Source organism: Chitinophaga niastensis (assembly GCF_003014755.1).
Taxonomy (GTDB): Bacteria; Bacteroidota; Bacteroidia; order Chitinophagales; family Chitinophagaceae; genus Chitinophaga; species Chitinophaga niastensis.
On record NZ_PYAW01000003.1, the window covers coordinates 659,402 to 686,378 of the forward strand.

Annotated in this window: 19 protein-coding genes; 4 read left to right on the top strand and 15 right to left on the bottom strand. The window is 41.1% G+C overall.

Annotated features, from left to right (window positions below; translation table 11 throughout):
* Window position 1 precedes the first annotated feature (1 nt).
* The 11 genes from CLV51_RS17335 to CLV51_RS17385 all read right to left on the bottom strand — a co-directional run bounded on the left by CLV51_RS17335 (window position 2) and on the right by CLV51_RS17385 (window position 18,086).
* Window positions 2–1,306: a hypothetical protein gene (locus tag CLV51_RS17335; RefSeq protein ID WP_106529315.1), complete on the bottom strand. Its 1,305-nt coding sequence runs from the start codon at window positions 1,304–1,306 to the stop codon at window positions 2–4.
* A 285-nt stretch (window positions 1,307–1,591) separates the two neighbouring features.
* On the bottom strand, window positions 1,592–2,704 hold the full coding sequence (locus CLV51_RS17340; RefSeq protein WP_158267051.1) for a TlpA disulfide reductase family protein: 1,113 nt from the start codon (window positions 2,702–2,704) through the stop codon (window positions 1,592–1,594).
* 35 nt (window positions 2,705–2,739) lie between these two features.
* The gene (locus tag CLV51_RS17345; protein ID WP_146151306.1) at window positions 2,740–5,319 is read right to left on the bottom strand and encodes a M1 family aminopeptidase; all 2,580 of its coding nucleotides are present in this window, start codon (window positions 5,317–5,319) and stop codon (window positions 2,740–2,742) included.
* A 34-nt stretch (window positions 5,320–5,353) separates the two neighbouring features.
* Window positions 5,354–6,766, bottom strand: coding sequence for a TlpA family protein disulfide reductase (locus CLV51_RS17350; RefSeq protein ID WP_106529318.1), 1,413 nt, complete (start codon window positions 6,764–6,766; stop codon window positions 5,354–5,356).
* A gap of 68 nt (window positions 6,767–6,834) precedes the next feature.
* Window positions 6,835–7,905: a TlpA disulfide reductase family protein gene (locus tag CLV51_RS17355; protein WP_106529319.1), complete on the bottom strand. Its 1,071-nt coding sequence runs from the start codon at window positions 7,903–7,905 to the stop codon at window positions 6,835–6,837.
* Window positions 7,906–7,925: 20 nt separating this feature from the next.
* The gene (locus tag CLV51_RS17360) at window positions 7,926–8,789 is read right to left on the bottom strand and encodes a hypothetical protein (protein ID WP_106529320.1); all 864 of its coding nucleotides are present in this window, start codon (window positions 8,787–8,789) and stop codon (window positions 7,926–7,928) included.
* A gap of 32 nt (window positions 8,790–8,821) precedes the next feature.
* On the bottom strand, window positions 8,822–10,318 hold the full coding sequence (locus tag CLV51_RS17365) for a RagB/SusD family nutrient uptake outer membrane protein (protein WP_106529321.1): 1,497 nt from the start codon (window positions 10,316–10,318) through the stop codon (window positions 8,822–8,824).
* A 23-nt stretch (window positions 10,319–10,341) separates the two neighbouring features.
* Window positions 10,342–13,929: a SusC/RagA family TonB-linked outer membrane protein gene (locus CLV51_RS17370; RefSeq protein ID WP_106529322.1), complete on the bottom strand. Its 3,588-nt coding sequence runs from the start codon at window positions 13,927–13,929 to the stop codon at window positions 10,342–10,344.
* A 143-nt stretch (window positions 13,930–14,072) separates the two neighbouring features.
* Entirely contained in the window at window positions 14,073–15,248 is a 1,176-nt protein-coding gene (locus CLV51_RS17375; RefSeq protein ID WP_106529323.1) for a FecR family protein, read from the bottom strand.
* 51 nt (window positions 15,249–15,299) lie between these two features.
* Complete coding sequence (locus tag CLV51_RS17380; RefSeq protein WP_106529324.1) at window positions 15,300–15,989, bottom strand: RNA polymerase sigma-70 factor; 690 nt, start codon at window positions 15,987–15,989, stop codon at window positions 15,300–15,302.
* 33 nt (window positions 15,990–16,022) lie between these two features.
* Window positions 16,023–18,086, bottom strand: a complete 2,064-nt coding sequence (locus tag CLV51_RS17385; protein ID WP_106529325.1) for a carboxy terminal-processing peptidase — start codon at window positions 18,084–18,086, stop codon at window positions 16,023–16,025.
* 441 nt (window positions 18,087–18,527) lie between these two features.
* Here CLV51_RS17385 and CLV51_RS17390 point away from each other — a divergent pair, with 441 nt between their 5' ends.
* Window positions 18,528–20,870: a mechanosensitive ion channel family protein gene (locus CLV51_RS17390; RefSeq protein ID WP_158267052.1), complete on the top strand. Its 2,343-nt coding sequence runs from the start codon at window positions 18,528–18,530 to the stop codon at window positions 20,868–20,870.
* Here CLV51_RS17390 and CLV51_RS17395 read toward each other — a convergent pair.
* A complete protein-coding gene (locus tag CLV51_RS17395; protein ID WP_106529327.1) occupies window positions 20,867–21,223 on the bottom strand; it encodes a winged helix-turn-helix transcriptional regulator in 357 nt (118 codons plus the stop codon). The genes CLV51_RS17390 and CLV51_RS17395 overlap by 4 nt on opposite strands.
* 155 nt (window positions 21,224–21,378) lie before the next feature.
* Here CLV51_RS17395 and CLV51_RS17400 point away from each other — a divergent pair, with 155 nt between their 5' ends.
* Complete coding sequence (locus CLV51_RS17400; RefSeq protein ID WP_106529328.1) at window positions 21,379–22,176, top strand: SDR family oxidoreductase; 798 nt, start codon at window positions 21,379–21,381, stop codon at window positions 22,174–22,176.
* A gap of 89 nt (window positions 22,177–22,265) precedes the next feature.
* Here CLV51_RS17400 and CLV51_RS17405 read toward each other — a convergent pair whose 3' ends face one another.
* Window positions 22,266–23,294, bottom strand: a complete 1,029-nt coding sequence (locus tag CLV51_RS17405; protein WP_211302034.1) for a hypothetical protein — start codon at window positions 23,292–23,294, stop codon at window positions 22,266–22,268.
* A gap of 159 nt (window positions 23,295–23,453) precedes the next feature.
* A complete protein-coding gene (locus CLV51_RS17410; RefSeq protein WP_106529329.1) occupies window positions 23,454–23,849 on the bottom strand; it encodes a DoxX family protein in 396 nt (131 codons plus the stop codon).
* Window positions 23,850–24,108: 259 nt separating this feature from the next.
* On the opposite strand from CLV51_RS17410, the gene trhA reads away from it, so the two are divergent.
* Window positions 24,109–24,753: a PAQR family membrane homeostasis protein TrhA gene (gene trhA / locus CLV51_RS17415; protein ID WP_106529330.1), complete on the top strand. Its 645-nt coding sequence runs from the start codon at window positions 24,109–24,111 to the stop codon at window positions 24,751–24,753.
* A 160-nt stretch (window positions 24,754–24,913) separates the two neighbouring features.
* On the opposite strand, the gene CLV51_RS17420 is transcribed toward trhA, so the two are convergent.
* Complete coding sequence (locus CLV51_RS17420; RefSeq protein WP_245898810.1) at window positions 24,914–25,777, bottom strand: AraC family transcriptional regulator; 864 nt, start codon at window positions 25,775–25,777, stop codon at window positions 24,914–24,916.
* Between the two features lie 94 nt (window positions 25,778–25,871).
* Here CLV51_RS17420 and CLV51_RS17425 point away from each other — a divergent pair, with 94 nt between their 5' ends.
* The gene (locus CLV51_RS17425; RefSeq protein ID WP_106529331.1) at window positions 25,872–26,828 is read left to right on the top strand and encodes an NADP-dependent oxidoreductase; all 957 of its coding nucleotides are present in this window, start codon (window positions 25,872–25,874) and stop codon (window positions 26,826–26,828) included.
* The last annotated feature ends 149 nt before the right edge of the window (window positions 26,829–26,977 follow it).

A 26,977-nucleotide genomic window follows, 5' to 3' on the forward strand; every position in this document is an offset into this window, starting at 1 on the left:
TTTATCCTACAGCCTCCTCACTGGTTTGAGTGTTAACATGAATTGCTACCGGTGCAGGGGCAGGCGCTGTACCCGCTGCTGGTGTACTGGTATCCGAACTATCTATTTTAGTGCCCGTGCCTCTCAGTTTCATGAACTTGTTTAAGAGATCAAACCAGAAACCAGCGCCCATAGATAACGCCATGGCTGTAAGCAGCCAGCCAAGGATACAAACAAAAAGACTATCATTTTCGTGAAGCGGTGAATAAAGGCCAAAAGAAAATTTACGGCCACTAATAGTAAAGGTTTCAACAGCATTCTTTCTCCATCCCAAACCCAGTGCTTTATTCATGTCCATGATATCTTCCTTGTATAACTGATTTGCTGCGGCCATTAAAGAGTCGGATTTCTTTTTCAGGTCATCTGAGATAGCTGCCAGTTGCCCCGCAGGGATTTGGGTTGGCCCTGTATAAAGCTGTTTATTTTGTTCAAGATATACATTGGCGCTTTGTACCAGTTCTTCCCGCAGTTTGGGATCATGGCTGAGCTTTGTAGCGATGCTGATAGAGTCTACATTAAAACTAATGGCGATGATCAAACCGACGATGAAAAGAATCGCTTTTGTATAACGTTTATACCAACCGGTAGCCCGATCCATGGTATCGTCAAACCATTGCTCCAGCAGCTGCCTGAATTTATCCGGGTCTGCCCCGCATTCCTTCCACAGCGACTTCAGGAAGAGGCTTGTATCCTTATCGAGGAATGACACATTTGCGGGATTGATACCGATCATGTCTGACCTGTCCTCTTTCTCCAATTTGTTGTTTAATTGCAGGCGTAAAGCCACAATAGCCGGATTCCGGAGGTCGGTATTAGGGTTTACCGGCAGGTGATATATGGTCCCTGCCTGTATGGAATCATTCATTTTCTGCAGTTCATTTCCTTCACTTCGTTCAAGCCCTGCAAGCAGGTCAATAATTACTTTAGAGAAATTCTGTGCAGAGAGATAAGCAGGCTTGCTGTAATAACTGTCCTCACCCAGGTATTTTATTAATGGATGCACATAAAACCAGGTGGCTATTTCCTTGTTTTTTAAGAGGTTGGGCTTCCCGATTAAACTCACAAGTTCCCGGAAATGTCCAAGGAGCCGGATACCTGTTGCAGACGTTGCGTCTTCCAACATGCGGATAATGGCCTTCTCCAGTATTTTGGAACGAAAAGCGAGTTTGGTAGCTAACATTTCCTGGATAATAGTAGCCAGTAAACTGTACAATAAATAGATAAACACGAGGCCAATTACTACATCCAAAACAGGATTTTGAAACATAGCATCTGAATATTTAGTGCGTTGTATTTGCCTACTCTAGTTCTCCGTTTTCGGCAAGCCGGTTAATGTAAAAAAGCAATTGAGTAGAAGAATCGTCTGTTTGGGGTAAAAAATCTGGGGTCGAAATGTATGCCTTTCCTATATCTAATATTAAATGCGTAATTAAATCTACAGATAAATTCTAAAAGCACCAACTATTATAGGTAAATAAATTATACTGCCTGTAAAAAAACAGCCCCGCAATAATGCAGGGCCGCTCTTTCGTATATGATATCACTTGAACAATTATGGCAGCAGCTCTGCTAATCTCTTTTCCAAAGCATCTCCGTGAAAACCAATATTAATTACTTTTCCGGTCGGATCAATCAAAAAGCTGGCAGGAATAGCCATCACACCATAATCTTTAGCAACTTTGCTGTCTCCACCTTTTAAATCAGATATATGTGTCCACGGAAGTTTATCTTCTGCAATTGCCTGTAACCATTTACTTTTTTCTGTATCTAATGATACTGATAAGATGGTAAAGTTTTTATTCTTAAACTTTTCGTAAGCTGTTATCAGGTTAGGATTCTCTGCCCTGCATGGTTTGCACCAGCTGGCCCAAAAATCAACTAAAACATATTTACCTTTAAAATCTGCCAGTGATACATTTTTTCCATTTACATCCGGAGCGGTAGTAGCAGGTGCCTGTTTGTCAACTAATCCCATCATGATGGTGCTGCCACCAACCAGTTGGCTCATCATTTTTTTAATGGTAAAGGTGTTCTTTGCGTCGGGGCCCAGTTTATTGATTAATGCTACTAAATCTGCCCTGGGCATGGCATCCGACAAATACACATTTATTAAATACGATGCTACACCAGAATTAGGGTGCTTGTTGATCCAAAGTAAACTGGCATCCACCTCTCTCTTCTTAAGCGCTGTTTTCTTTGCTTCTGCTGCGTGTGCAGCCTCTGTATCACCGATCGACTGTGCGGCCATTAATTGATCTTCTGCTGCCTGTTTTTGGCTTACACAAGTATCTCCATCCAGTATATTAGCAGAAACATCCATCCAATCAGCAACAAATGGACTACCTGTATATTTTGCGTTCTTAAAGTAAGGTCCTTTACCGGTGATATTCACCTTACCGGCTTCAAGATAAAGCACTGTACCCTGGCTATCTGCACCACCTACCTGCAGTATGTAAGTAGAACCACCACCGCTCATATCTACATCAAAACTGAAACCACCATCTTTGGTGTAGGTAGAATCTGTTTTCTCTGTAAGAGGACCCCATAAGTACACCACTGTATTATTGGGTAATCCGGCTATTTTGGCGGTAAGTTCCAGGTTTTTCTTTTGTGCATTTGCCGCAAAAGTGGAGCATAAAGCAAGCCCTAATAATATTTTCTTCATACGCATTCTTTTAATTAATTAGAATTGTTACTTATTTATTTTCCAGCTAAAAAGTCAATTTTGTTTAAACTGAGCACCTCATCTTCTTCATTAAAATTGCTGATGACCATAGTATATGGCAGCGTTATTCCCTGCTGCTGGCGGTATCCGGCAAATTCCAGTTTACTGTACAACAGGCTATCTTCCGGATTTCCTTTCCGTTCTTCCTGTATTTTATAACCTGTATGCGCATCATAATAATAATTCCACTTTTCGCCGATAAGTGTGGTCACTGTTATAACATAAGCATACATACCATCTATATGCAGTAATGAATCTGCCAGGACGGTATGATGGTTATCATCAAAAAAAAGTAATTCGGGAAATAATTCAGTAGCAGTGCGTAGCTGATCCTTTTGCTGTGTGGTTAAAGCCGTTGGTGTACTCAGTTGGGTATAGGCAACACTCGTGTCAGTTGTTACAATGCTTTTCAGGGTAAGGTTTATATTGTTTAACGTGACAGTAACATTATTTTGCTGCGGGTATTTATACTTTTTTGTAAATAAATATTCTCCGCTATCAAATGATGCATACGTTAAAGATCCCTGTTTCACTTGTGTGATGCGTTCTTTTCCTCCAATTGCAGTAAGGTAACGATCGATTATAGTGCGGGCAGTTATACTCTTTACTGCCGGCAGTTTTGCCCCGGTCCCCTTCCAGGCATTGTTTGTACGGTCAATATCCGGTATGCTTTTTTTAGGATCTATTATAACAGCGGTAACAGGTGTAGTGGATGGGTAATGAAAAGTATGCGTATCCCCTAACTGCCAAACCTGTGCAGGTAGCTGCAGGGTATGCAATTGCCCGTTGAACTCCCGTATTTCGATGGTAACGGGCATCACCATTTTGTTTTTATTTTCGATGGTAATGTCTATCCCATGCGATGGATCATTATCAACATATATTACTTCTTTAATAGCCTGATCCAACTTCCAGTCATTTAAAAACCAACTGCGCCAGAACCAGCTAAGATCCTCACCGGTACCGTTTTCCATTGCACTAAAAAAATCGTTGGGGGTAGGATGTTTAAATGACCAGTCTTTTATAAACATCTTAAAAGCATCATCAAATCTTTCTTTACCAATTACGTTATTACGCAAAAGGCATAGTGCCACCGCAGGTTTTATATACATGAGCATGGCCATGCTGGCCGGTGGTACAGTAGCAGCAGGCGTATGCACCGGTGGCATTGTTTTTTTCCCAGATAACCATCCTATCGCATCACTCATCATAAATGACGGTTCTCCATGCAGCGTATCGCAATTAATGAGGTTGATGAATGTATTTAAACCTTCACACATCCAGCCATTTTTGCTATCGACAGCTACCATCATATTAAACCAGGTATGTCCCAGTTCATGATTGGTTTTTGTCCATACCGTATTGCCAAAACTAGTGGCTGAATAATGTAGCAGCGACACTCCGGGACCTGCAACACCCGTTATTGAACCGGCGATGTTTACCGAAGTATTATAAGGATATGGTGTCCATAAATTGGAATACGTTTCCAATATATGTTTCATACTGATAGTGGTAGTTTTCCAATCAGGATTGCTTTCGGGTGGATACAAGGCCATAGCCAGTGCAGTACGGCCATCCGGCAAATTTACTTTTACGGCATCCCACAGGAAGGCGGCAGATGCAGCCCACAAACCATCTCCGGCATTTGCTGAGTGAAAATGCCAGGTAAGATCTTTCCCTTTAGGATGCAATGATGTATTGTTGATGTCTTTTGCCGATCTTATGTTTATAACAGTATCACTTTTCCATGCTTTTTCATAGCGCTGTAACAAATCCGCAGGCAGCACCTCTTTTGGATTCATTAACTGGCCGGTACCCTGTACAATTAAATCAGCCGGTGCGGTAAAGTTGATGTTCAGCTCACCGGGTTCCACATAATAGCCCGAGGCAAACACATTCCATCCCTGTACATTATCAAATACGGACATACGCGGAAACATAGACCCAAATTGAAAAACAGTACCATGTGGAGTAGGCAGTATCCCCATAAAATCTGATCCATTACGTGGTAATGTAAAATCATATTCGATGGCAATAACTGCCTTACTACCTGGTGCCAATGGTGTTGGCAATTGTACTTTTACATAGGTATCTGTAACCTGGTAGCTTGTATTTTTTAATGGTTGGTCTTTGATGCTTGTCTGCAGAGAATGTATCCGGCATCCATCCGTAAATTCCTGTACACCAAAACGACTGCCTTTAGGCGGTGTAAGTATAGCAGTACGCGAATCTTTTCTGAAACGATTTTGCCCCACTGATAACCAAACATACGGCAACGGTCCGGGGCTGTTATTGGTATATGTGATCGTAACCTTTCCCTGTATATTCCGGGTAAGTGTATCCAATACTACCGCTACATTATAATCTGCCCTGTTTTGCCAATATGCTGCACCAGGCTTGCCGCTGGCAGTCCTGGTGGCATTTCCCTGTGGGTACACCATCGGGGCAAAGGCTTCCATCGCATTATAAATGGAATCCTGTTTTGATTGTGCAATACCATTTAAAGCGGATATTAAAATGCCTCCTGCTAACAGCGACACAAATTTACGATGCATGGAAGTGAATTTATTACCAGGAGGGATCATCATTTTAATTTCTTGACTTATAAAAATTAGATATTTTTTGTTCAAAATCTACGTCAAACGGAGATCCCAGGCCACCATCCAGGAAGTTACCATTTTCATCAATGGCCATACAACGGGTTACACCTGTTAAACAATATTTTTTGCGGAACTGGATGCATTGTTCATCGGTTTCGTCAGATGGAAGCAGTAAATTATTAACGCCATCTATCTGATGATCTTTAGAGAATTTTTTCCAGAAATCCTCTGCCATCGGGTCATCCCAGGCAATGGTTAGAAAAACAATATCTTTTTTATCTTTATAGGATGCCACTATTTTATTATAGACAGGTAATGATTTTACACAACCGGAGCACCACGTAGCCCATATATCAATGATGACCATTTTTCCTTTGAAATCAGACAAACGAACGATATCTCCTTTGTCATTTTTTAAAGCAAAATTAAAAGCAGGCTTTCCTTTTTCCAGTTGCTGATAGGAATGGTATATAGAGTCGATCGCCTGCATACCTGGACATGGTTTCAATAATGCTTTAATAGCAGGGTAAATCCTTTTGAGCTTTGGGCTAAGGTATTTATACCTTGCTTCCACGTAGAACCATCCTAATGCCACTTCCTGTTTTAATAATTCGCTTTTGGATAGCTGGAGGATCTCTATCACTTTAAACTGATCTTCCAGGGTGGAGTCCTGTGCTTTTTTACCGTACCACCATACATTTACGGTCTGTTGGGAGATGCTGTTGTCGCCAATTTGGGAATAAGCACTACTGGTTATATCAAAATCTTTGAAATACCAGTCGTTAAAATCTTTTGATTGTGTAATTTCTTTATGAGCGTCGGTGTAATTACACTTTAGTAATAATTGTCTTGATTGTTCATACACTTTTATAAGTGCGAGATTGGCGGAATCTGTCACCTTTGCTTTAACAATTGCTTCCTGTACCTGTTGTGAACGGGTTTTGAGCTGATCGTTCAATTCCGCAAACGTAACTTTATTATAGTCTATATTATACAAGCTATCAATGATATAAGGGATCGCTTGCCTTGCTGCATTTTTTCCACTCCAGTCAGCACGGAATTGATAATTGACAATATTCGGATCACTTATTTTAGGAGATAAAAATAATTGTACTTTATCTCCTGCATTTACTAAGGTGGGAATGCTGTTTAAATAAATGATTTGTGTGCACGCAGGTAATTGCCGGGAATAGACCTCTGCAGGATTATCTTTTTTCAGAAAGAAGATTTCCCGCTCATATGTCATAAACTGGCTGCCTTTTAAATAATTAAAAGTCATGTTGCCCGCAAAGCCGGATCTGGCCACTACCTTAACTTGCAGAGACGTGACTGTGTTGGGCGTGGTATTCGCAAATAAATGAGTGCTGAAAGCCATCATTAATAATAAAAATCTATTTCTCATGATACCATTATTTGTTAAACTATAGGCGACATAAATGACTGATAGGGTGAAGGACCGGAGCTGTTTTTTTAGGTATGTAATAATTCAGCTAACTTATTTTTCATTATTGTCAGTTCTGCATCATCCAGTTGCTGGCTTAAAAAAGCAATTTTTCCGTCACGACCAATGATCATTACTTTTGTAAGACCACCGTTTTCTTTCACAAAATGCTGAAATATTTTCCCATCAGTATCGAGCACTAACGGATAAGTGATATTCATATCTTTTGCGAATTCCAACACAGTTTCTTTCGGTTCTTTGAAATCGATACCGAAAGCCAGTAACCCTTCCGGCTGATATTTTTTCCAGATATCATTTTCCAGATGTGGCATCAGTTTGCGGCAAACACCGCACCAGGTAGCTGTAAATTCCAGTAATACTACCTTACCCCTGAGATCCTTCATGGTATAGGTTTTACCATTGGGGACCACCAATTGCAGATCAGCCGGCAGTTTATCTCCGATGCTTACTTTATAATCCCAGTAAGGTTTATGGCTTGCTACATCTATCCGTTCCTGTTGCAGTCTCCACATTTTTACAAAGTCAGGAAATGTTGTATCAAAAGGGGCTGGTATAGATGAGCAAAGAATATCACCTTTTCTGCCAATGATAACGGTGCGTGGAATAGCTGTTACTTTGTAATCTTTCAAAAATGCGATTGCAGCTGCATCTTTTGTATTGTTTGATATTACAATATGCTGAATATTGTTTTTGTTTTGTTTGTTCATGAATTGTTTCCATTCCTCCAATTTGTTACGTGCAATGGAGATGAAAACAATACTTGCATCATCTTTGATGGCTTCCGCTTCTTTATTCACCACCACCTGTTGCTGCATGCTCTCTTTATCGAGTGTGCTCCAGATATTGATGATGACCACTTTCCCTTTAAGGTTTGCCAGGCTGATGGTTTTACCTTTTACGGTGGTAAAGGTAAAATCCGGTGCCTGCGAACCAAAAGGCAATTCACCCGGATCGGACGATGCATCTGACGCACCAGCAGTAAAAGTTTGACCGGCTGATTGAGCATAACCAACATTTGTAATACCGCTGGTAAATGCAAACGCCATTACTAATACGGACAGACTACGAGAGTATAGCATGATATTACGTTTAATAATTTTTAAGAATGATTCCCAATTGCCTGTAGATCCACACCAAACTGAGATTGGTAATAATTAATAATAGCATCGTACTTGCCTTGAATAAGCCCGTTTATATCCACAGCCGGGTTTAGGATAGTAGCATCTAATTCAGCCCTGGTATGGCTTGTAATAGCAGTAATGTAGCTTAGAAAATCTATTAGCAGGGTTCCCCCATTGTTATAGTCATCTATCAATCCAGCTGCATATTTACCCCCGGCAGGTAGAAAAGCATAATCATTAGGAGCCAGTTTTATAAAAACAGGGGGGATACTGATACTACCGCTTTTGATAGCCTGTTGGGCATAACAGCTATGTAACCACCCTTTCATCTGTGCCAGTTCTGCGGGTGTTTTTTTCGTCAGGGTGCTATCGGTCCATCCTATGGCCATCATACTGCTACTTGCTGCAAATCCTGTAACCGACGGATGTGCCAACATTACATCACCCAAGGAGTAGAGGCTATCTATGTGGGCAGCCAATATAATTTTAAGCGGTAATGTTTTACGTAAGAAACTCTCCGGATAATAATCCAGGCACTGTGTTCTGAAATAGTCTAATGTTTGCCCTACGTAAGCAGGGTTACCAATAGTGGCAGTATAGGTGATATAGTTATTGTAATCGTATGCGAAATCTATATTTGTAAATTTGTACAGGATATAGGTGCCATATTTTTTATGAAACGCTACAATAGAATCATCATAAGGCTGATTGCCTTGTGGCAGGGTATAAAAATCGGGCACCTTAGTAGGAGTAAGTTTGGCTTCTTTATTACAGGCGGCCAAACTCCACACCATTACCGGCAAACAAATTATTTTAATAGTACGCAACAAAAAATGATGCATATAGTATGATTTATGAATGATGAAATAATGATTTAATTAGGCAATCTCTGACCACCCCGTTGCGGGTTTTGTATGATAGTTGGATTACGTAACAGTACTTCATTGGGAATAGGTAATACATATTGCGGATCGCGGGCAGGAAGCTCATACACAGATGATGTATTCATTGTTCCTGCAAAAACGTGTTTAATAGCAGGCATGCCATATCTCCGGAGATCAAACCAACGGTGTCCGCCTTCTGCAAACAGTTCGCGTCTGCGTTCAGTACGACACATGGTTAGCAGGGAATCTGCCGGCTGAATTGTCCAGGGGGTAAAACTACTTTTATCGATCCGGTTGGCACGGAGCTGGTTAAGGCTCTTTAAAGCTTCCTGTGCCGCACTGGCATCGCCTTTTAATCTGTACTTTTGAATATATGCTTCTGCACGATTCAAATATACTTCTGCACTGCGCCAGCTGCATCCAAGTGCAGGCTTGCCTTGAAAAAGGTCGATGTTAAATTTCATCTGACCGTAATCACAGGCATTAAATGGTTTTGCAAAATCTGGTATTATGGAAAAAAAGATAATATTGCGAAGATCACTTTCTTCGAAACAGTTGGCAAGATCATGAGAAACATCGTAAGCAGTGCCGGTACCAGTAGGGGAAGTTTCCAGCGTAGTACCATAATGCCAGATGGTTTCAACATTTTTGGGTCCTATAATAGGCTTCTCTACAGGATCTCCATATCCTCCCCAGTTATTAAGGTTCATTAATTGCGGGTGATACATTAACACATAATCCGCCTGCGCAATGGCTTTATCCCATTGTTCCATATACAGGTACACCCTGCTGGCTAAAAAATGCGCCGCTATATGTGAAATGCGATATGATAGCTGATCAGGTTTGGTTTTATCCAAAAAATACATAGCACTGTCTAAATCCTTTGTAATCTGATCGTAGACTTCTTTTACGGTGTTCCTGGAAAGCATTTTTTCAGATAGATCGGCAGATAATCTTATTGGGATGCCAGGGCTTTTATCCGGTGTGGAGCTGACATCGTTATATGGTTTTGCATATAAATTAACAAGCATAAAATGATAAAATGCTCTTAACGTATAGGCTTCTCCTTTATAAATTTCTTTTTCGGTTGTTGAACCTTTTGAGTTATCTAAATATTGTAATGCTACGTTAGTGCCTAATATCAGCTGATAGTAGTTTTTCCATGAATTAAAATTCTGTCCATCAGGGCTCCCGGCACTTTTGCACACATCAATAAAATCAGGTTGCCACTGAAAGGCGCCCGCATTGGAAGTTACATCCGACTGCTGACCACTCAGCGGCTGCCCGTTGTAACATTGTATATCATCATCCATCAGGGTAATATACGGCTGCATTAAAGTAACACTGGGATATCCGGCTGTAAATAATAATTGACCAAAATCTTTGGTTGTTTCCGGTATTACATCTGTTTGAGAACGTTCTGCTAAAAATTTTTTACATGAAAACATGCTCAAAGAAAGCAGGGTGATTATTACTGTTTTTTTCATAATTACTTTTTTAGTTTCCACCTTTAAAAATCTACACGTAAACTCATGGCATATTGTCTGGTAATAGGGAGGGCAGTAGTACCAACACCATCAATTTCCGGATCCTGACCTTTTAATTTTTTGCTGGTGATGGTAAACAGGTTATTGACAGATAAGCCTGCAGTCATGGATCTTACACCTGCTCTTTTACATAGCACGGGAGGAATTAAATAACTAAAATTCAGATAATTACATCTTACAAAACTGCTGTTTACTACCCTGAAATCAGACTGGTTATAGGCAACATATGGACTAACGCCAAGACCGGTGACTTGATTTTCTAGACCATAGGGAATCCATATTTTATCAGTAATCGGGCTAAGCTCTTTCACGACAGGGATATTGGTGGTTGTTTCATCGCCAGGTTTACGCCAGCGATCTATCAGATCCTTGCTTACATTGGCCAACGGATTTGGCACGCCATTGTAATCATTTTTTACAATCAGGCTATTTAAGCGCCTGCTGGCACCCACGCTGTAATAGAAATTAGCCGTAACGGATAAACTTTTGTACCTGAAACTGGAGGCGAAACTACCATGTAGCAAGGGTTGTGTTTGTCCTGAATAAACAAGGAACCGGGTAGGATCTAATGCACTTTTTTGATTGTCAAGGTTTTTAAAAGTTGGTATACCTGTGTTGTGATTAAGACCATTATAAGCGTAGGAATAAAAACCACTTATAGGTTTACCGGGTGTTAAAGCGCCTCCGGTAAAATAAGAAGGATAAGCATTACTATATTCATCTGCCGCCACCTGGTTGTAATTTTTACTGTTCTGGAAGGTGAAGGAAAGATTCGTATTTTTTCTACGGATGGCTTCAATAGTTAATGCTAATTCCCAACCCCGGTTTAAAACGGTACCGGCGTTTTTATACATGTCATTCATGCCATACTCAAATGGAATGATTCTATTCGTAATTAAGTCAACACTTTTTTTAGCATAATAATCTACGCTCAGATTTACTCTTCTTTCAAAAAAGGAAATATCTGTACCTATATTCCATTGGTAAGTTTTTTCCCAGCGTAAATCGGGATAGGGTAAACTTTTAATAGTGAGTGATGGCTCGCCGGTAACCTGATTAATGGCATCCGCGCCGGTATAGGAGGCAATCAGATTAGGTCCTACCGCATTTACAACATTCCCTTGTGTACCATAGGAGGCCCTGAATTGTAAACCACTTACCTGGCGGCTGTTTTGCAGCCAGGTTTCATTGCCGGCATTCCATTTGGCAGATAGACCATAGTTGGGTAAAAATTTTGAGTTTGAAAATTGTCCAAACCTGTTAGAACCATCTGTTCTGATGGTAGCACTTAATACATATTTGTTATTCAAACTATAGGCAGCGGTAGAAAAATACGATACTGTATTGGTAGTGGTATTGGTAATATTGTGCTGACTGTAGTAATGTCTGCTTAAATCGTTTGCGTAGAAGCTTTGTCCGCGATCCGGGTAATAACCGGGTTCGGTAGAGCTGACACCTTTACTTTGTGCGGAAGATATTTCATTACCTGCTGTAAAATTAAACAGATCGCGTTCTTTGAAAAAGGAAGTATTATATTCTACCATATTACGGGTGCTGACAGTCACCGCATTTTGATTGATGAGTGTAGCCAGGCCGCCATTAGCCATCTGGGAAATATTTTTCATTTTATCTGTAGGTACCACACCATAATTCCAGCCGCGTTGTATGCCAATAAAATAGCTCTGCTCATAGGCGGCTGTCATGGCATCAGAAGCATCCGTGATGGCATTGGTGGTATTATGAAAAATCCATCCACTCGCTATTTTATAGGTTAATGAAATATTAGCCATAGCAGATCTTGTACTGGCAGAATTTTCTGTTTGTGCGAGCTCATTTAACATATTAAATGTTAATGGTGCAGGCAGTGGTTTGATAATATTGATGCCAGAAGCTTTTACCGGGTAAAAGTCGTCCTTATCAATAATACGGGCTGTTTGCAGAGCATAACTTAATGGGTTAACAGTAGAATAGTATCCCTGTGATTTATTATAATTTCCCATTAACTGTACATCTACACTTAATTTTTTTCCTAATTCAGAATGTATACTTATATCGGCAGTATATCTTTTAAGGCCATCCAGTTTGGCTGCGCCTTTTCTGTCGGCATAACTTAACGAGGCATAATAAGTTGTTTTGCCAGCACCACCGCTCAAACTAATGGCATGGGTCATACTCATGGCATTTCTGAAAAGGAGTTTGAACCAGTCCTGGTTACGGGTTTCCAGCTTACTTACACCTGTTTTGAACTGATCTTCCGTTATTTCTCTTGCATGTAAACTTTGCAATAATCCTTCGTAAGAAACCCTTTCTGTAAAACCATTATCATTTCTGTAAATAGTTCCATCCTCTGCTAATTGCCTCGAAAGCGCTACGCGTTCTTTCGAATTCATCAGGTTTAAATTATTATAAGAGGGCCGTGCCTCAAAAGAAAGATCAGTATTATAAGATACCTGCATAGGGCCAGCCTTCCCTTTTTTGGTAGTTACCATAATAACCCCATTTGCTGCACGTACACCATAGATAGCAGTTGCAGCAGCATCTTTCAGAAAGGTGATACTTTCTACATCATAAGGATTAAGCCCACTGACAGCATTGCCAATAAGTGCGTAGTTACCATTCTGTGCATCGCTCACAACATTGTTTAACAGCGTGGAGGAAAGATCAACAGGATCCGGGCGTACCACTCCATCTATTACCCATAAAGGAGACGCATTACCCACAAACGTAGAAGTACCCCGCATACGGATGGTAGGCTTGGCATTAACACCACCGGAATTATTGATGATCATCAGTCCGGGTACTTTGCCCTGTAACATTTTGTCTACTGAAGATGCTCCCGGCTGCAGGATCTCTGCTGCAGTGAGTTTAAACACTGCAGCAGTAGACATGCGTGCATCAATTTTCTGATAGCCGTTTACCACCACTTCCTGGATAACCTGGGCCGCCGTATCCATTTTGATACTCAGTAAGGTCACTTTCTTAGCTGTTACATAAACCGTTTTCATCCCTACCAAAGAAACCCGCAATTGCTCCTTTTCTTTTACTACTAATGAAAACATACCATCTGCCAATGTAACAGTGCCTTCTTTTGAACTAAGCGCTTGTACTGTAGCTCCCTCCAATGGCTCATCATTAGCAGACCTCACCTGTCCGGTTACAACAATCGACAAATCGTCACTGGTATTGGGTTGGGGCTTATCCGGATAAATAACGATTCCTCCCATATCAACACTAAACTGTAGTTTGGTATTGGCTAATATCAATTTCAACAGCTCTTCTAAAGTGCCCTGCTTTAAACTTACAGTGACCGCAGGCTGGCGGCGAATCAGATCAGTATTATACGTAAAACGAACATTGGTAAGTGAACGAATTTCTTTTAATACAGTTGTCAATGGCAATTTACTTGCCTGGTAAGAAACCTTTTTGTCCAATACAGATGGCTCCTGCGCCACCACTATATTTGATACAAGTAAAAGTGACAATAACAGTAAGCGCATGGCATAGCCCTGCATGACCCTCTTGACGGAAGGCAAGCCCAACGATCTTTTCATTTTGGTTCGATATTAAAGTTAAAGCGGCAACCGGCACATGATAACCGGCTAAATACAATTGGTGAGATATGATGCGTGAGGACTACGCTATCTCTATTTTCTACATACTAATTACGAATGTTGTTCTCCTGATCCTTTTAATTTTATTGATTACTTACATATACAGTTCTCCCCTGTACCCTAAATTTTATATTGCCAATAGTTCTGCTGATTTGGTTGAGTACTTCCTGCAACGTAGCAGGTTTACGCATATCCAACGTAAAAGTTAATTTTTCAAGTGCTGTATTTTCGAATTGAAAATCATAGTCAAATCCGCGGCCAAGGCTATTTGCAATGTCTGCTAATGTGGCATCGTCAAAATAAAGGTAACCATCTTTCCAGGCTGTAAATGCCCTGGTATCTACCTGCCGTTTATTTAAAGATCCACTATTGTTGCTGTAATTGGCCTGTTCACCGGGCGATAACATAACCGTTTCAGTAGCAGCGGTAGCAATCACTTTTCCACTGGTTAAAGTGGTTTGTATAACAGTATTATAGGTATTTACATTAAAACTTGTGCCTAAAACCTTTACCTGCATATTGTTGGTATGAACAATAAATGGTTTTTGCGGATTGGCTGCCACATCAAAAAAGGCTTCTCCTTCTACGGATACTTCACGGGTATCGTTATTAAATGCAGCCGGATAAATTAATTTAGATGCTGCATTTACCCATATGCCGGTACCATCTGCCAGCGTCACCTTAATTTGGTTTCCTTTTGGTACCACCAGCGTATCCATAGCTGATATGCCCGCCTGGCCATTGTTAGCCTCGTAAACAATACTAATACTGGTTACCTGGATTTGTATACCTAAACTATCCCGTAACAACTGAGATTCGTCAGTTGGCGTTACCTTTTTACCATTTGAAAGTAATAACTGTACATGGTTTGAAGGCTTTAAATCAGCTTTCGCCATTAGTACCACTGGTTGCTTTATTGCCTTCCGATGCTGTTTCGACATCCATACACCCGCTGTAATAACGATTACAGCAGCTGCCGCAGCAGCAGATATTTTATAGAATGATTTCCACCAGGTAACTTTAACCACCGTCGCTCCCTGCCGGTCACTACGCGCAGTGTCAAAGCGCTGCCAGCCCTTATCAGCAGAAAATTTCCCCTCTACTCCACCTTCTTTCAAACGCACACTCATCTCCTTAGCAGCCAGCAACATCGCTTCCTCGTCTTTATTCAAAGGCCCGGCGGTTCCGTCGGAGAGGTCTTTTCCCTCCAAAGGTGTTAATAACTTGTCCCAATCTATTTCATTACCTGGTTTATTCATATAATCTACATTATAGGCGACAATGTTTAAAAAAAGGGTGAAGGCAGGTATCTATTTTGATAAAAAAAATATTATCGAAATAAATTTTATCATCCATTCACATTCTTTTCTCAGGTATTGATAAGCTAATTTGATTTGTGTTTTAACTGTATTTACAGAAATATTCAATTGGGTGGCAATATCTTTATACTTTAACCCGTCGCGGTTACTCAATAAAAATATCCGCTGCCGCTGGATTGGTAAACGCCCAATAGCCGCCCATAGGGCAGCATTTCGCGTTTCTTCCTGTTCATAATCTTCGTTGGGTAACTGAGCTGCTGTGCTTTCTATTAAAGAAGGTTCCTCAAAAATAATTTTATTTGATATTTTCAAGTAGCTCAAAGAAGCATTCCTTATGGCACGGGTGGCATAGCTCTTGAAATTTTGCGTGATTTGAATCGTAGACCGCTTATTCCAGCAATAAAGAAAAAAGTCCTGCACTATGTCTTCAGCGGTATCTTCGTCTTCTACTACATAGTACGCGGTAGCACATAAAAAAGTATAGTGAAGCCGGAATAGTTCTTCAAATGAAGACGGCTCACTTGAATTTGGTTGATACATAGCCCTTTTGCGCCTCCATAATTTTGCAGCACAAAATAGAATAAAATTTGAATTAATGCACGCAGTTTCAATATAATAGTTCAAAGGATTGCTAAGATGGCAGATACCGTAAGTCAATTTCATACGTTGAACAGCCACCATAACAATCCTTTTTGCCTTTATCTATACCCTTTCTTATTTATTCATCATGTCATTTATTATAGCTGCTGTTTGCGCAAGGTAAACGTCTGCCGAAAGTATTTTGATCCATTCCTGGTACCGGGTAATCTTATCTGGGGCCTGGTTTTCCCGGGCAGTACCATGCATTTTAAGCTGTTTGTCTGCCGGCAGTTTTAAAGCAGCATCTAAACTATTGTTGCGCGACTGCACTTCATATAACTGTTTTTTAAATGTTTTTACATTCAAACTAAGCGGTTGGTCTTCGTTCTCCTTCAGCCATTTAACATCTTGCTGGATATGATCAAACGTCCTGTCATGGCTTACCTTCCCCTTCTCTGCAGCAATAATGGCCGGTAAAGTTTTGGCTGCAGGTGAGTTAATAAAATAGGCACTTTCAATGGTATCGCAGGAAAGCGCGGTACCATTATCTATTTCTTTGATTTTAAGATATTCCATTTTACCGGGAAAAATCACATCCGGGGTTACTCCTTTCAGCTGTGTAGTAGTACCATTAACCCGGTAGAACTTTTTAATGGTAAGTGTTAAAGTGCCATAACTGATATCGGGAATACCTTTTGATTTATCGCCTAATTTACCCATTGGTATCGCCATTTGCATGGTACCTTTGCCATATGAAGGACTACCAACAATAATTCCACGTTTATAATCCTGTATAGCAGCAGCAAATATTTCGGAGGCTGAGGCACTTCCTTCATCAACCATAACTGTCAGCGGGCCGTCATATAAGGTCTGGTCTCCGTTCTCAATATCATAACGTTCTGTTTTTTCGCTGCTCTTTGCTAATACTGCGGGGCCGGATTTAATAAAAAAACCGATCATTTTCACTACCTCATCCAGGGAACCACCGGGGTTGCCTCTGAGATCCAGGATAATGCCGCTCACATCTTCCGCCTTTAATTTCAATACTTCTCTTGCAACGTCAGCAGCACATTGCGCCCCATCTATTCTCTTAAAATCTCTATAAAACTCTTTTAAAGAGATATAACCTATTTTCTTATTTTCCTCATCAATAACCGCGCTTTTAGCCGCATTTTCATCTTCAATCACTTCACCACGTGCAACAGTTACTTCTTTTTCTACACCGGTAGCTTTTCTCACCAGTAATTTTAAAGTAGTTTCTTTTTCCCCCCTGATCATTTTAGATACATCTACAATACTCATCCCGCTCACACTTACCATTTTGCCGCTACCATCGCTTAATTGCAGCAAATTATCATTAGCATGCAGTAAACCACTTATATCTGCCGTTCCGCCAGGCAATACCCTTTTGATGATAATATCACCCTCTTTGGATATTAATTCCAAACCCAATCCATAATAACGATGTGCCATCATAGCATCCCGCGTTCTTGCATCTGCGGGCGCAAAATAAGAAGTGTGCGGGTCCATTTCAAATGTAACCGTATTAACATACGCACTAAATCTTTCGTCGGCAGCATTGTTAGCTAACAGGTTTTTGAACATGCCGTCCATCCATATTTCTATTTTTTCCCTTGCCTCTTTTTCTGCAACGGCATCACTTTTTTTATTATCAGCAGTTTGTATTTCGATCATTTTCTGTAATACAGAATGCATAATGCTTTTGCGCCATACTTCTTTCCGTTCTGCTTCATTTGCAGGAAAATCAGCATTGCCACGGCTTGCAGCTACTGTTTCATGGCCGCTAAAATCTAATGGCTTCGATAATATATTTTTATACAAAACAGTCACCTCGTTCAATCGTTGCATGGAGAGTGCGAAAATTGTATTGAAAAATTCAAGCGAAGGCGCTTGCAATTCATCATCAATAGTTGTTTCGTATTTGCGTAAATTTTCGATATCCGTTTTTAAAAAGAGATTTTTATTACCATCGAGTACGAGCAGGTATTTTTTCCAGATAGCCCTGGAAAAGTCATCGTCTATTGCTTTTGGTGCATAATGCTCTTTTTTAATACGATTTATCACCAGGCGTATCACATTTTTACGGATCATTTCTACATCTTCTCTCTCTTTATTAATAAAAGAAGATAAGCTGATCGCAAGAAAGAGCAGGAAGAGCCAATATTTAGCAGTTGTCATATCACAATAATTACGTTTTTGTAAATATTACCAGCCGGCTGGTAATTACCCGTAAATAAGTAAGGCGATCAAATCACTAAAAAGGGTGAAGCGGGGTTTTATTTTTATTTGCTACCTGTTGTTTGCCAGTATAATTTTTCCGCCAATAATAATCTATAGACACAAAAAAATGCATCAATCGGAGATAGTACAAGGAGCAGCGGAAAAACATTTATATCCCTTCCAAAACATTCCCCTCTGCACCATATTGGGGAAAATGAATGTAATTAAGTATTTTACTGATATTTAGCGGCCAATGACTAAACCCTATGGCATTTTGATAGTCTATATAGCCATTTTGCCCGCCCCATCCGTGGGGCATGTCCGAATTTATTTTTGAAAGCCAGTTAATTTAAAATGCAAAAAGTGGATAAAAGTGTTTTTCTGACTAAAGTAAAGTCCATGAAAAAGTACGGGTTGTTTATTATGCTTTTTTTGATAAGCAGTATGGTTTCCGCACAGGATACCGTAAGACCGGCCAGGAAACATGCCGAGACCTCCTTTTTTGCAGATAGTACAGGCCCCGGCAGGAGCGATTACCTGGAAGGTTTTGAAAATATTTTCCAAACCCTTAACAAAGTACCGGTGATCACCGCTTCCTTCCTGGAGCTCACGGCTATTCGCGACCACCTGGCACAATCCGATTCTACACTGGCCATTTTAAAAGCAAGACTTTCCGTAAGCGATAAAGCACTCACCATCCGGAACCTGCAGATGTATAATACGCTGCTGGATGAATTGGATAATAATATCTCAAGCTATACAGACAACCTCGCTGATTACAGCGACACCCTGAAACAGATCAAAACACAGATCCTGGTATTAAGGCAAGACACGCTTATCGGACGCATCTCCAGGGATACCTCGTTGCGCACCACTTTCATCCCCCAGTTACAGCAACTGCGTACCAAATGGAAACTGGCCGACAGCCTGTTGAGAAAAAATACGGCTGAGGTCAATGACCTGAAAGCACATGCTTCCGCCAATGCCATCATTGTTGCTGAATTGCTTTACAGGACAGATGCAGGGCTGAAAGCCCTTGGCATCAACGCTTTTAAGAAAGAACAGACTTATTTATGGGAATCCTCTGCCAGTAACCTGGATACCAGTACTTATAAAAATTCATCGCGCGATGAACGAAGACTTACCCGCTATTATTTTACCAATACCAGCAGCAACCGGCACTGGTTGTTATTAACCTGCCTGCTATTCTTCTACTGGATATGGTATAATTTCAGAAGCCTTAAACGATTGAACAAAATAGACGCTATCAATAGTTTTGGCTTCCGTTATATCAGCCGCCTTCCTATCGCTGTTTCATTGCTCTTTTTATTAAATCTTGCGCCGCTGTTCGACCTGCATGCCCCCGCTGTTTATATTGAGTTTACACAGTCCCTGTCCATGCTTTTGCTGATGATCATTTTCTGGAAATGTTTTTCACGCAAGGTATTTATGCAGTGGTGCGTGTTTATCTGCCTGTTCCTGCTGTCTTCTATGTTCAGGACGATTGATACGATGTTGACACTTCAGCGCTGGATTTCTTTTTCCCTGAACCTGGCGTCCATTGTTTATGGACTGTACTTTCTGTTCATATCTCTGAAAAATACAGAGCTAAAGGCACTAAAATTCGTCATATTTTCTGTCGCATTATTTGTGTTCCTAAGCTTGCTGGCAATGCTGTGCAACCTGTTTGGCAGAACAACACTGTCAGACATCCTGAGCCTGACTGCCTTTTATGCATTAGCCCAATCTGTCAGCCTCGCGGTGTTTGTGCAAACAATTGTAGAAGCATTCCTGTTGCAGATACAAAGCAGTCGTATCCGCAAGCATTACCCGGAATATTTCGAATCCAAAACTATTACCAGGTCCATTTTCAGGGTCGCCACTATACTGGCTATTGTTTTATGGTTGATCGTATTTACCACCAATCTCAATCTCTATGACACGCTCAACGATTGGATGGCAAACACTTTCACAGCCGCACGCCATGTAGGAAACACCACTTTTACTTTCAGTGGCATCGTTTTATTTTTAGGGATTATTTGGGCCGCCAATTTTTTACAACGATTTATTGCTTACTTTTTTGGCGATACAGGTGATGATGCCGCTATTGACGACAAAGGCCAAAGATCAAAGTTGCTGATTACCCGGCTCATTTTATTAATAGCCGGCTTTTTGATGGCAGTAGCCGCATCGGGCCTTCCACTGGATAAGATCACTGTACTCCTTGGCGCTTTGGGTGTAGGTGTGGGCCTTGGTCTGCAAAGTATTGTGAACAATTTTGTGTCCGGCATTATCCTGATTTTTGACCGCCCTTTACGTATAGGCGATACCGTTGAAATAGGCGACAAAAAAGGAAAGGTGAAGGAAATCAGTATCAGGTCCAGTACCCTGCTCACCGATAATGGTGCAGAAGTCATCATTCCCAATGGCGATATACTTTCACATAATATTGTTAACTGGACCCTCAGTAATAATCATGTGCGGGCAATGCTTACATTTACCATCGACAGAACGGAACATACAGCTGATATCCCATCAGATATTAAAGAGATTATACGGGCTAATCCCAATGTACTGGCACGCAAGGAACCAGAAATCGTAATGAGTACCATTAATGCAAAATCGCTGGAAATGAAAGTGTATTTCTGGAGTAGGGACATCTCTCAAAATGACCTTACTTCCTCCGAAATACGCTCGGCTATTTACAGTTATTTTGAGCAAAAAGGATTGGAGGTAGCTTAGTCTTGCTTTTTTTCCATTAATTGTTCAAAAACGCTTTGGTATTCATTGCCCCATTTGTCCATCGCGGCTACAACAGGTAATAAAGATTCACCGAACTCTGTAAGAAAGTACTCCACTTTCGGCGGGAGTTCGTGATATATTACCCGTTTGATGATGCCATGAAATTCCAATTCCCGGAGCTGAAGATCGAGTACCCGTCTGCTGGCAGAAGGCACTGCACGCTGCAATTCACTCGGTCTTCTCACGCCTTTATTGATCAAATACACCAGGTAAGATTTCCATTTGCCGCCAATAATTTCCATAATAATAGCCATCCCGCATGCAAAACTTTTAGGCATCTTTTTCTCATACATAGCTGCGCACTTTAATAGGGACAAAATTATCCCTAATCCCTGAATTACAGGCGTACGGATAAAATTATCCGTACCAGAATATAATATCCGTTATTGTTCTTCTCCCGCGATCTGCGTCTCTTTGCAACATAAATTTTACTAAAAATAATAATGACATGACAGCAGCAACTGCAAACAATTATACTACCAGGTATACAGGCAAAAAAGTGGTAGTTACTGGTGGCACCCATGGTATGGGCATGGCCACTGTTAAAATGCTGGTTGCCGGAGGAGCTGAAGTGCTGCTTACCGGTAAAAACGAACAAAACCTGGAAGCCGCACGCCAGGAACTAGGGTCAGGAGTACATGTTGTACAATCCGATACAGCAAACCTTAACGATATTCACGCGTTAGGAACTATTGTTGAAGAAAAATTCGGACAGGTTGACTTTGTTTTTATCAATGCCGGTTTTTCGCTCCTGGAATCATTTGATAAAGTGACCGAAGCAACTTATGATAAAACATTTGCTATTAATGCCAAGGGAGCATATTTTACCGTACAACGGCTGGCGCCTCTGGTGAAAGATCATGGCTCATTTGTATTTACTACTTCCATCGCCAATAACTCAGGTTATGCGGGCATGAGTGTTTACGCCGGAGCAAAGGCCGCGCTGACATCTTTTGTTAAAGGATTTGCTGCTGAACTATTACCAAGAGGAATCCGGGTGAATGCCATAAGCCCGGGTTTTATTCACACGCCTACGATGGGCGTCTCCGGTGTTTCAAAAGAAGACCTGGCAGCATTTGAAAAACTGGGCAATACCATCACGCCGTTAAAACGTAATGGCAGGGCTGAAGAGGTAGCACAAGCAGTATTATTCCTTGCATTTGATGCCACCTTTACTACGGGAGAAGAAATAACTGTGGATGGTGGTCTTTCGCAAAGGCTTACTCCTCCGGACGGAGCTCATTAAGCTAAATTTGTATCAGCTAAAAATGGGCTACCGGGTTAATTAAGAAAAAATTATTTGAAGTTTGAGGCCAATGGTCTCAAACTTCAATATTAATATTTCTTATAGTAGATCAGCTCTCCCGCTTCTCCGCTTCCGGCACCTTCACCCGGAACAAAGAGGGTGATCAAAATAGCCGGTTGCCCGCCAATATTCAAATTAGTAATAGTAGGATTGGCAAATGCCGTGCTGCCATGATCAGTAACAATGTGCATGGTATCTGCATTGCCGGTCTGGTAATCGTATAAATAAGTTCTCCAGCTGCCAAAGTCTCCTTTGATGCCCTGGCCTTCAATTACACCGAAGTTATATCCTTTGAAAGTAGTGGCATCCCTGTCGCCGATGTTACCTTTAACGCCCCAATATAAAATAGCATTGTCAAAATTGTTTTGTTGCTGTGTGGTCCAGGAATTAAAATTGGTTAAGGTACCTCTGGCCTGGCGGTCCACATCACAGTTGGCATAATAATGATGCCCCACATCTATACGGGTACTGCTGGCAGCATAGATATTAGGTGTGCCTTCTGCGCAGGCAGACAGTGTTTGCGGTGCATCATAGCTTTTACTTACTACGCCGTTTTTCAGGTTATTCCAGCTGGTGAAATAAGTAAATTTCAAATGATTTTTAGGTTCCTGTTCCCATGCCATTACAAATCCTCCGTCGGAAGCTACTGCTATGGTAGGCTGAGAAGCGCTGCCGGTATTGCTGCCCGCCAGTTCTCTTACCCAGGTCCAGTTCAGCACATCTGCTGAAGTAGCCAGGTTTACCTTCGCAGATCCATTTACGTAGGTATGGTACACCGCGATGTATCCTCCGGCAGGATTGGCAATAATTTTAGCGCAATCCATGGTATGTCCTGCGTTGTCTTTAGCGTTGTATATGTGTGCATCAGACCCGGTAACATTTTCAATGTAGCCTCTGAGTAAGGCCCTGGTAGGATCGGAAGGTGCACCTGCGGATATAGCCGTTGCCGTTAGTAGCTGTCTGTTATTTTTTTCTTCCGGTTGGCCAAGATATCCTGCCTTGCCACAGGAAATAACAAGAAGGCATAACCCTATTACCTGCGTGGATGTAATGCTCATGGAAGTAAATTAAATTGTCTTATTAAGATAATCTTATTAATACGTAAAACATAACTTTCATTACATTTTTTCTTTTACCATCCGGGCAGATTTAAAAATATTTTTCCTTTTGTTATCGCTGCTTATACTTTGAAATGATGCACCATTGAATGGTATCATTTAAAACGTTTTATTCATTGAAGAAAACAACAAACGTACATTCGGATCACGTAAGCCTAACCCCACCCATACCAATATGCCAAAAACGATGGGGAAATAGTATGGTGCATGTGCACACACCATAACAGCAACAGCTCCGCCCAGGTAACCTGTCAGCAAAACAGCACCAAGAATAGCAGTACGTGGAAGCGCATAAAGAATGGTACATATCAGCAGAACGATTCCTAACCCCATCACTGCATCCCCGGGCCAGCCCAGTTTAATACTTCCTTCCATTGAAGGGGTTGACTTAACTACTTTCATGATGGCATCTACCAACAGAAAAAGTATACATAAGATACTAATGACCCTTCCGGTCCAGATAGAGGTATTCGATAATGTTTTTTTTGTTTCCATGATAGTTATTTTTTTGGTTGTTTTAATTGTTGATACAAACTTACTTCCATTCAGGATTATTTGCACTGTGTAAATACGACATTCATCGGGTCAATTGCGACATTCCGATACAGCCATCCCTCGAAATCCGGTATACCTTGATAATCACATAGACAAACTCTATCTGCAGCGTTATGGATATTGTTCTATTTTCGCAGATATAAAGGCGAATGCATGAAAACATCGCTTATTCAGACTTACAGGATAAAAACCGGCATCAATGGCAGACAGTGTGAAAGTATCAACATACACCCGCAAACAGGAAATAGTAAATGGACTGATACATGGTATAGGTATCGTATTTGGCCTTAGCACCCTTCCCGTTTTAACAGGCATCGCTGCCACCCATGGCAATACAGCCGGAATTGTAGGAGCAGGTATTTATAGCTTTTGCTTTTTATTACTTTTTACCAACTCTACTATTTATCATCTCTCGCAGGAAATAGCTGTAAAAAAGGTTTTCCTCATCTTTGATCATATCAGTATTTATTTTTTAATTGCCGGCACCTACACTCCTTTCCTGCTGGTATATATGAATAATGCTTTTGGCATCACATTACTATCTATACTATGGGGACTTACCCTTGTAGGTGTTTTGTTTAAAATATGGTTTACCGGAAAATATGATATCGTTTCCACCATCATCTACCTGCTGATGGGATGGATCATGGTAGTAGGAGGCCGGCGTTTCTTTGATAGCCTGCCGCTGTCTGTACTAATCCTGCTCGCTGTGGGTGGTGGCTTATATACGGTAGGGGTTATTTTTTATCTCTGGGATAAATATACATATACACATGCTATCTGGCACCTGCTGGTACTGGCTGCAGCGGTATGTCATTATGTAGCGGTATTGCTGGCCATGTAAAAAATCTGTCAGTGGTTCCACTCCTGCTCCCATTGCCAAACGTGCGGTAGTACTCAGTGGCAGCAATTTTTTTGTACGGCATCGCGATGGAAATATTATTGAATACCTGCAGCTGAATGCCTAAAAAACATATGGTTCTCTAAGTGGGGATGAGCCCCGCTTAGCTGGCCTTATGTAGTTTACGGAATTCAGTAGGATTTATTCCTGTATATTTTTTGAAAGTTCTGTTTAAATGACTTTCGTCTGTAAACCCAAGCTCATCCACTATCTCACTCATCCGCATATCGCTGTACTGCAAACGCGTTTCCACCAACTTCAATTTATAGTTGGTAACATAACGTTGTATACTCTCACCGGTAATCTTCTTCACATACTCACTGATATAATTCAAAGAGATATTAAATTGTGATGCCAGTTTTTCCGCCCTTAATTTCTCCGGATAATAAATATTCTGATGGATATAATTGATGATATCGCCGGATGCATCGCTACCGGCAGTGTTCTTTTCCGGAAAGGCCAGTGAAACATTACGTGCTACAATTGTAATGAGTGTATTTACCAGCTGCTGTACCACCTCATTACGCAACGACTGCTGACGCGGATATTCCAGCGTCAGGGCATTTATCAATGCTTTTACAATAGGCTTATCTTCTTCGTTCCGCAATATGCATCCCGGAAAATGATTGTTATTGTGGTAAATATATTCCAGTCTTTTTGCCCAATCGCCCAGGTTACTATGGGCATTATTGGTTCGTTGGGCTTCCAGGTAGATACCATTAAAACGGATAAATAAAAAGTTCGTTGTATTTTTTACGATGGTATAATGAGCTTCCTGCGGCATTAATAAAAAGAGGTTTTCTGCCTGGTATTCAAATGCATGCTGGTTGCTGAACAACGTTCCTGTGCCTTTCCGGATATACATTAATTCAAAGAAAGTATTCTTATGATTACCCATCGGGCATTCATCCACCTCGCACTGGAACATGTCAAAAGGCTGAAACAGATTTATTACTTCTATACCCATAATTGTACAAAATGAACCCTGATTCATACAAGGGCCTGCATGCAAATTTATTGGAATTTTGACTTATCAAATCACAAAAAACAATTTATCCGATATGAAAGCAATTACATTAGCAAAAGCAGGAGGAGTCGAAAACCTGGTTATTAAAGAGCTTCCCGTTCCAACTATCAAAGACAACGAAGTATTGGTACGTGTAAAGGCCATCAGCGTAAACCCGGTAGACGCCTTTGTACGGGGCAATGAAGGTGCCCTCAAAGCCATCCTGCAATTAAAGGAAGGCGAGCAACCCATTATTATAGGATGGGATATTTCCGGTGAAGTGGTAGCCACAGGGAACGCAGTAACCCAATTCAATAAAGGTGATGAAGTATTTGGTATGGTAAACTTTGCCGGTCACGGCAAGGCATATGCCGAATATGTTGCCGCTTCTGAAAGCCACCTGGCCCTGAAACCAGCCAACACTTCCCATGAAGAAGCCGCAGCAGCCACATTGGCAGCACTTACCGCCTGGCAATCGCTGGTGCAGTACGCTAAAATTAAGGCAGGTGATAAAGTCCTCATCCACTCTGCCGCCGGCGGTGTAGGCCACTACGCGGTACAAATAGCCAAACACTTTGGTGCTTACGTTATCGGCACTTCCTCTGCTGCCAAAAAAGACTATGTGCTGAGCCTTGGCGCCGATAAACATATTGACTACACCCAACAACGTTTTGAAACCGTGGTAACAGACGCCGATATCGTATTGGACGCCGTGGGTGAGCCAGGACACCTGGATCGTTCCCTGGATGCCTTAAAACCAGGAGGAAGGATAATCAGCCTGCTCATTCACTTTGATGATAATTTTAATGCAAAGGCTAAAACCAAAGAGGTGTATGCAAAACGGTTGAGCGTTGTATCCAATGGTGCGCAAATGGCGGATATCGCAGCACTGCTGGAAAAAGGTGATTTACATTCGCATGTTTCTCACACTTTCAATTTTGATGAAATGCCATTGGCACATCAACAGGTAGCAACAGGGAAGACGCAAGGGAAGATAGTGGTGGTAGTGTAAATGTCTTTCTCCCGATTAGACTGATTATGCTGATTACCCCGATTATTTTTTATGATTATAAAAAGATTGGCGAAGATCAGCGGGAATAATACCCGCTTTGATCTTCGCCAATCTTTTCTAATCTTTCAAAATCAAAAAATAAAATCGGG

Bases quoted from the DNA above. Each gene is read 5' to 3' on its own strand.
- CLV51_RS17385 (WP_106529325.1), bottom strand. From the start codon at position 18,086: ATGACAACTGCTAAATATTGGCTCTTCCTGCTCTTTCTTGCGATCAGC.
- CLV51_RS17375 (WP_106529323.1), bottom strand. From the start codon at position 15,248: ATGAATAAACCAGGTAATGAAATAGATTGGGACAAGTTATTAACACCT.
- trhA (WP_106529330.1), top strand. From the start codon at position 24,109: ATGGCAGACAGTGTGAAAGTATCAACATACACCCGCAAACAGGAAATA.
- CLV51_RS17400 (WP_106529328.1), top strand. From the start codon at position 21,379: ATGACAGCAGCAACTGCAAACAATTATACTACCAGGTATACAGGCAAA.
- CLV51_RS17350 (WP_106529318.1), bottom strand. From the start codon at position 6,766: ATGAGAAATAGATTTTTATTATTAATGATGGCTTTCAGCACTCATTTA.
- CLV51_RS17405 (WP_211302034.1), bottom strand. From the start codon at position 23,294: ATGAGCATTACATCCACGCAGGTAATAGGGTTATGCCTTCTTGTTATT.
- CLV51_RS17410 (WP_106529329.1), bottom strand. From the start codon at position 23,849: ATGGAAACAAAAAAAACATTATCGAATACCTCTATCTGGACCGGAAGG.
- CLV51_RS17335 (WP_106529315.1), bottom strand. From the start codon at position 1,306: ATGTTTCAAAATCCTGTTTTGGATGTAGTAATTGGCCTCGTGTTTATC.
- CLV51_RS17340 (WP_158267051.1), bottom strand. From the start codon at position 2,704: ATGAAGAAAATATTATTAGGGCTTGCTTTATGCTCCACTTTTGCGGCA.
- CLV51_RS17395 (WP_106529327.1), bottom strand. From the start codon at position 21,223: ATGTATGAGAAAAAGATGCCTAAAAGTTTTGCATGCGGGATGGCTATT.
- CLV51_RS17365 (WP_106529321.1), bottom strand. From the start codon at position 10,318: ATGAAAAAAACAGTAATAATCACCCTGCTTTCTTTGAGCATGTTTTCA.
- CLV51_RS17345 (WP_146151306.1), bottom strand. From the start codon at position 5,319: ATGCATCGTAAATTTGTGTCGCTGTTAGCAGGAGGCATTTTAATATCC.
- CLV51_RS17355 (WP_106529319.1), bottom strand. From the start codon at position 7,905: ATGCTATACTCTCGTAGTCTGTCCGTATTAGTAATGGCGTTTGCATTT.
- CLV51_RS17360 (WP_106529320.1), bottom strand. From the start codon at position 8,789: ATGCATCATTTTTTGTTGCGTACTATTAAAATAATTTGTTTGCCGGTA.
- CLV51_RS17425 (WP_106529331.1), top strand. From the start codon at position 25,872: ATGAAAGCAATTACATTAGCAAAAGCAGGAGGAGTCGAAAACCTGGTT.
- CLV51_RS17420 (WP_245898810.1), bottom strand. From the start codon at position 25,777: ATGGGTATAGAAGTAATAAATCTGTTTCAGCCTTTTGACATGTTCCAG.
- CLV51_RS17380 (WP_106529324.1), bottom strand. From the start codon at position 15,989: ATGGTGGCTGTTCAACGTATGAAATTGACTTACGGTATCTGCCATCTT.
- CLV51_RS17390 (WP_158267052.1), top strand. From the start codon at position 18,528: ATGAAAAAGTACGGGTTGTTTATTATGCTTTTTTTGATAAGCAGTATG.
- CLV51_RS17370 (WP_106529322.1), bottom strand. From the start codon at position 13,929: ATGAAAAGATCGTTGGGCTTGCCTTCCGTCAAGAGGGTCATGCAGGGC.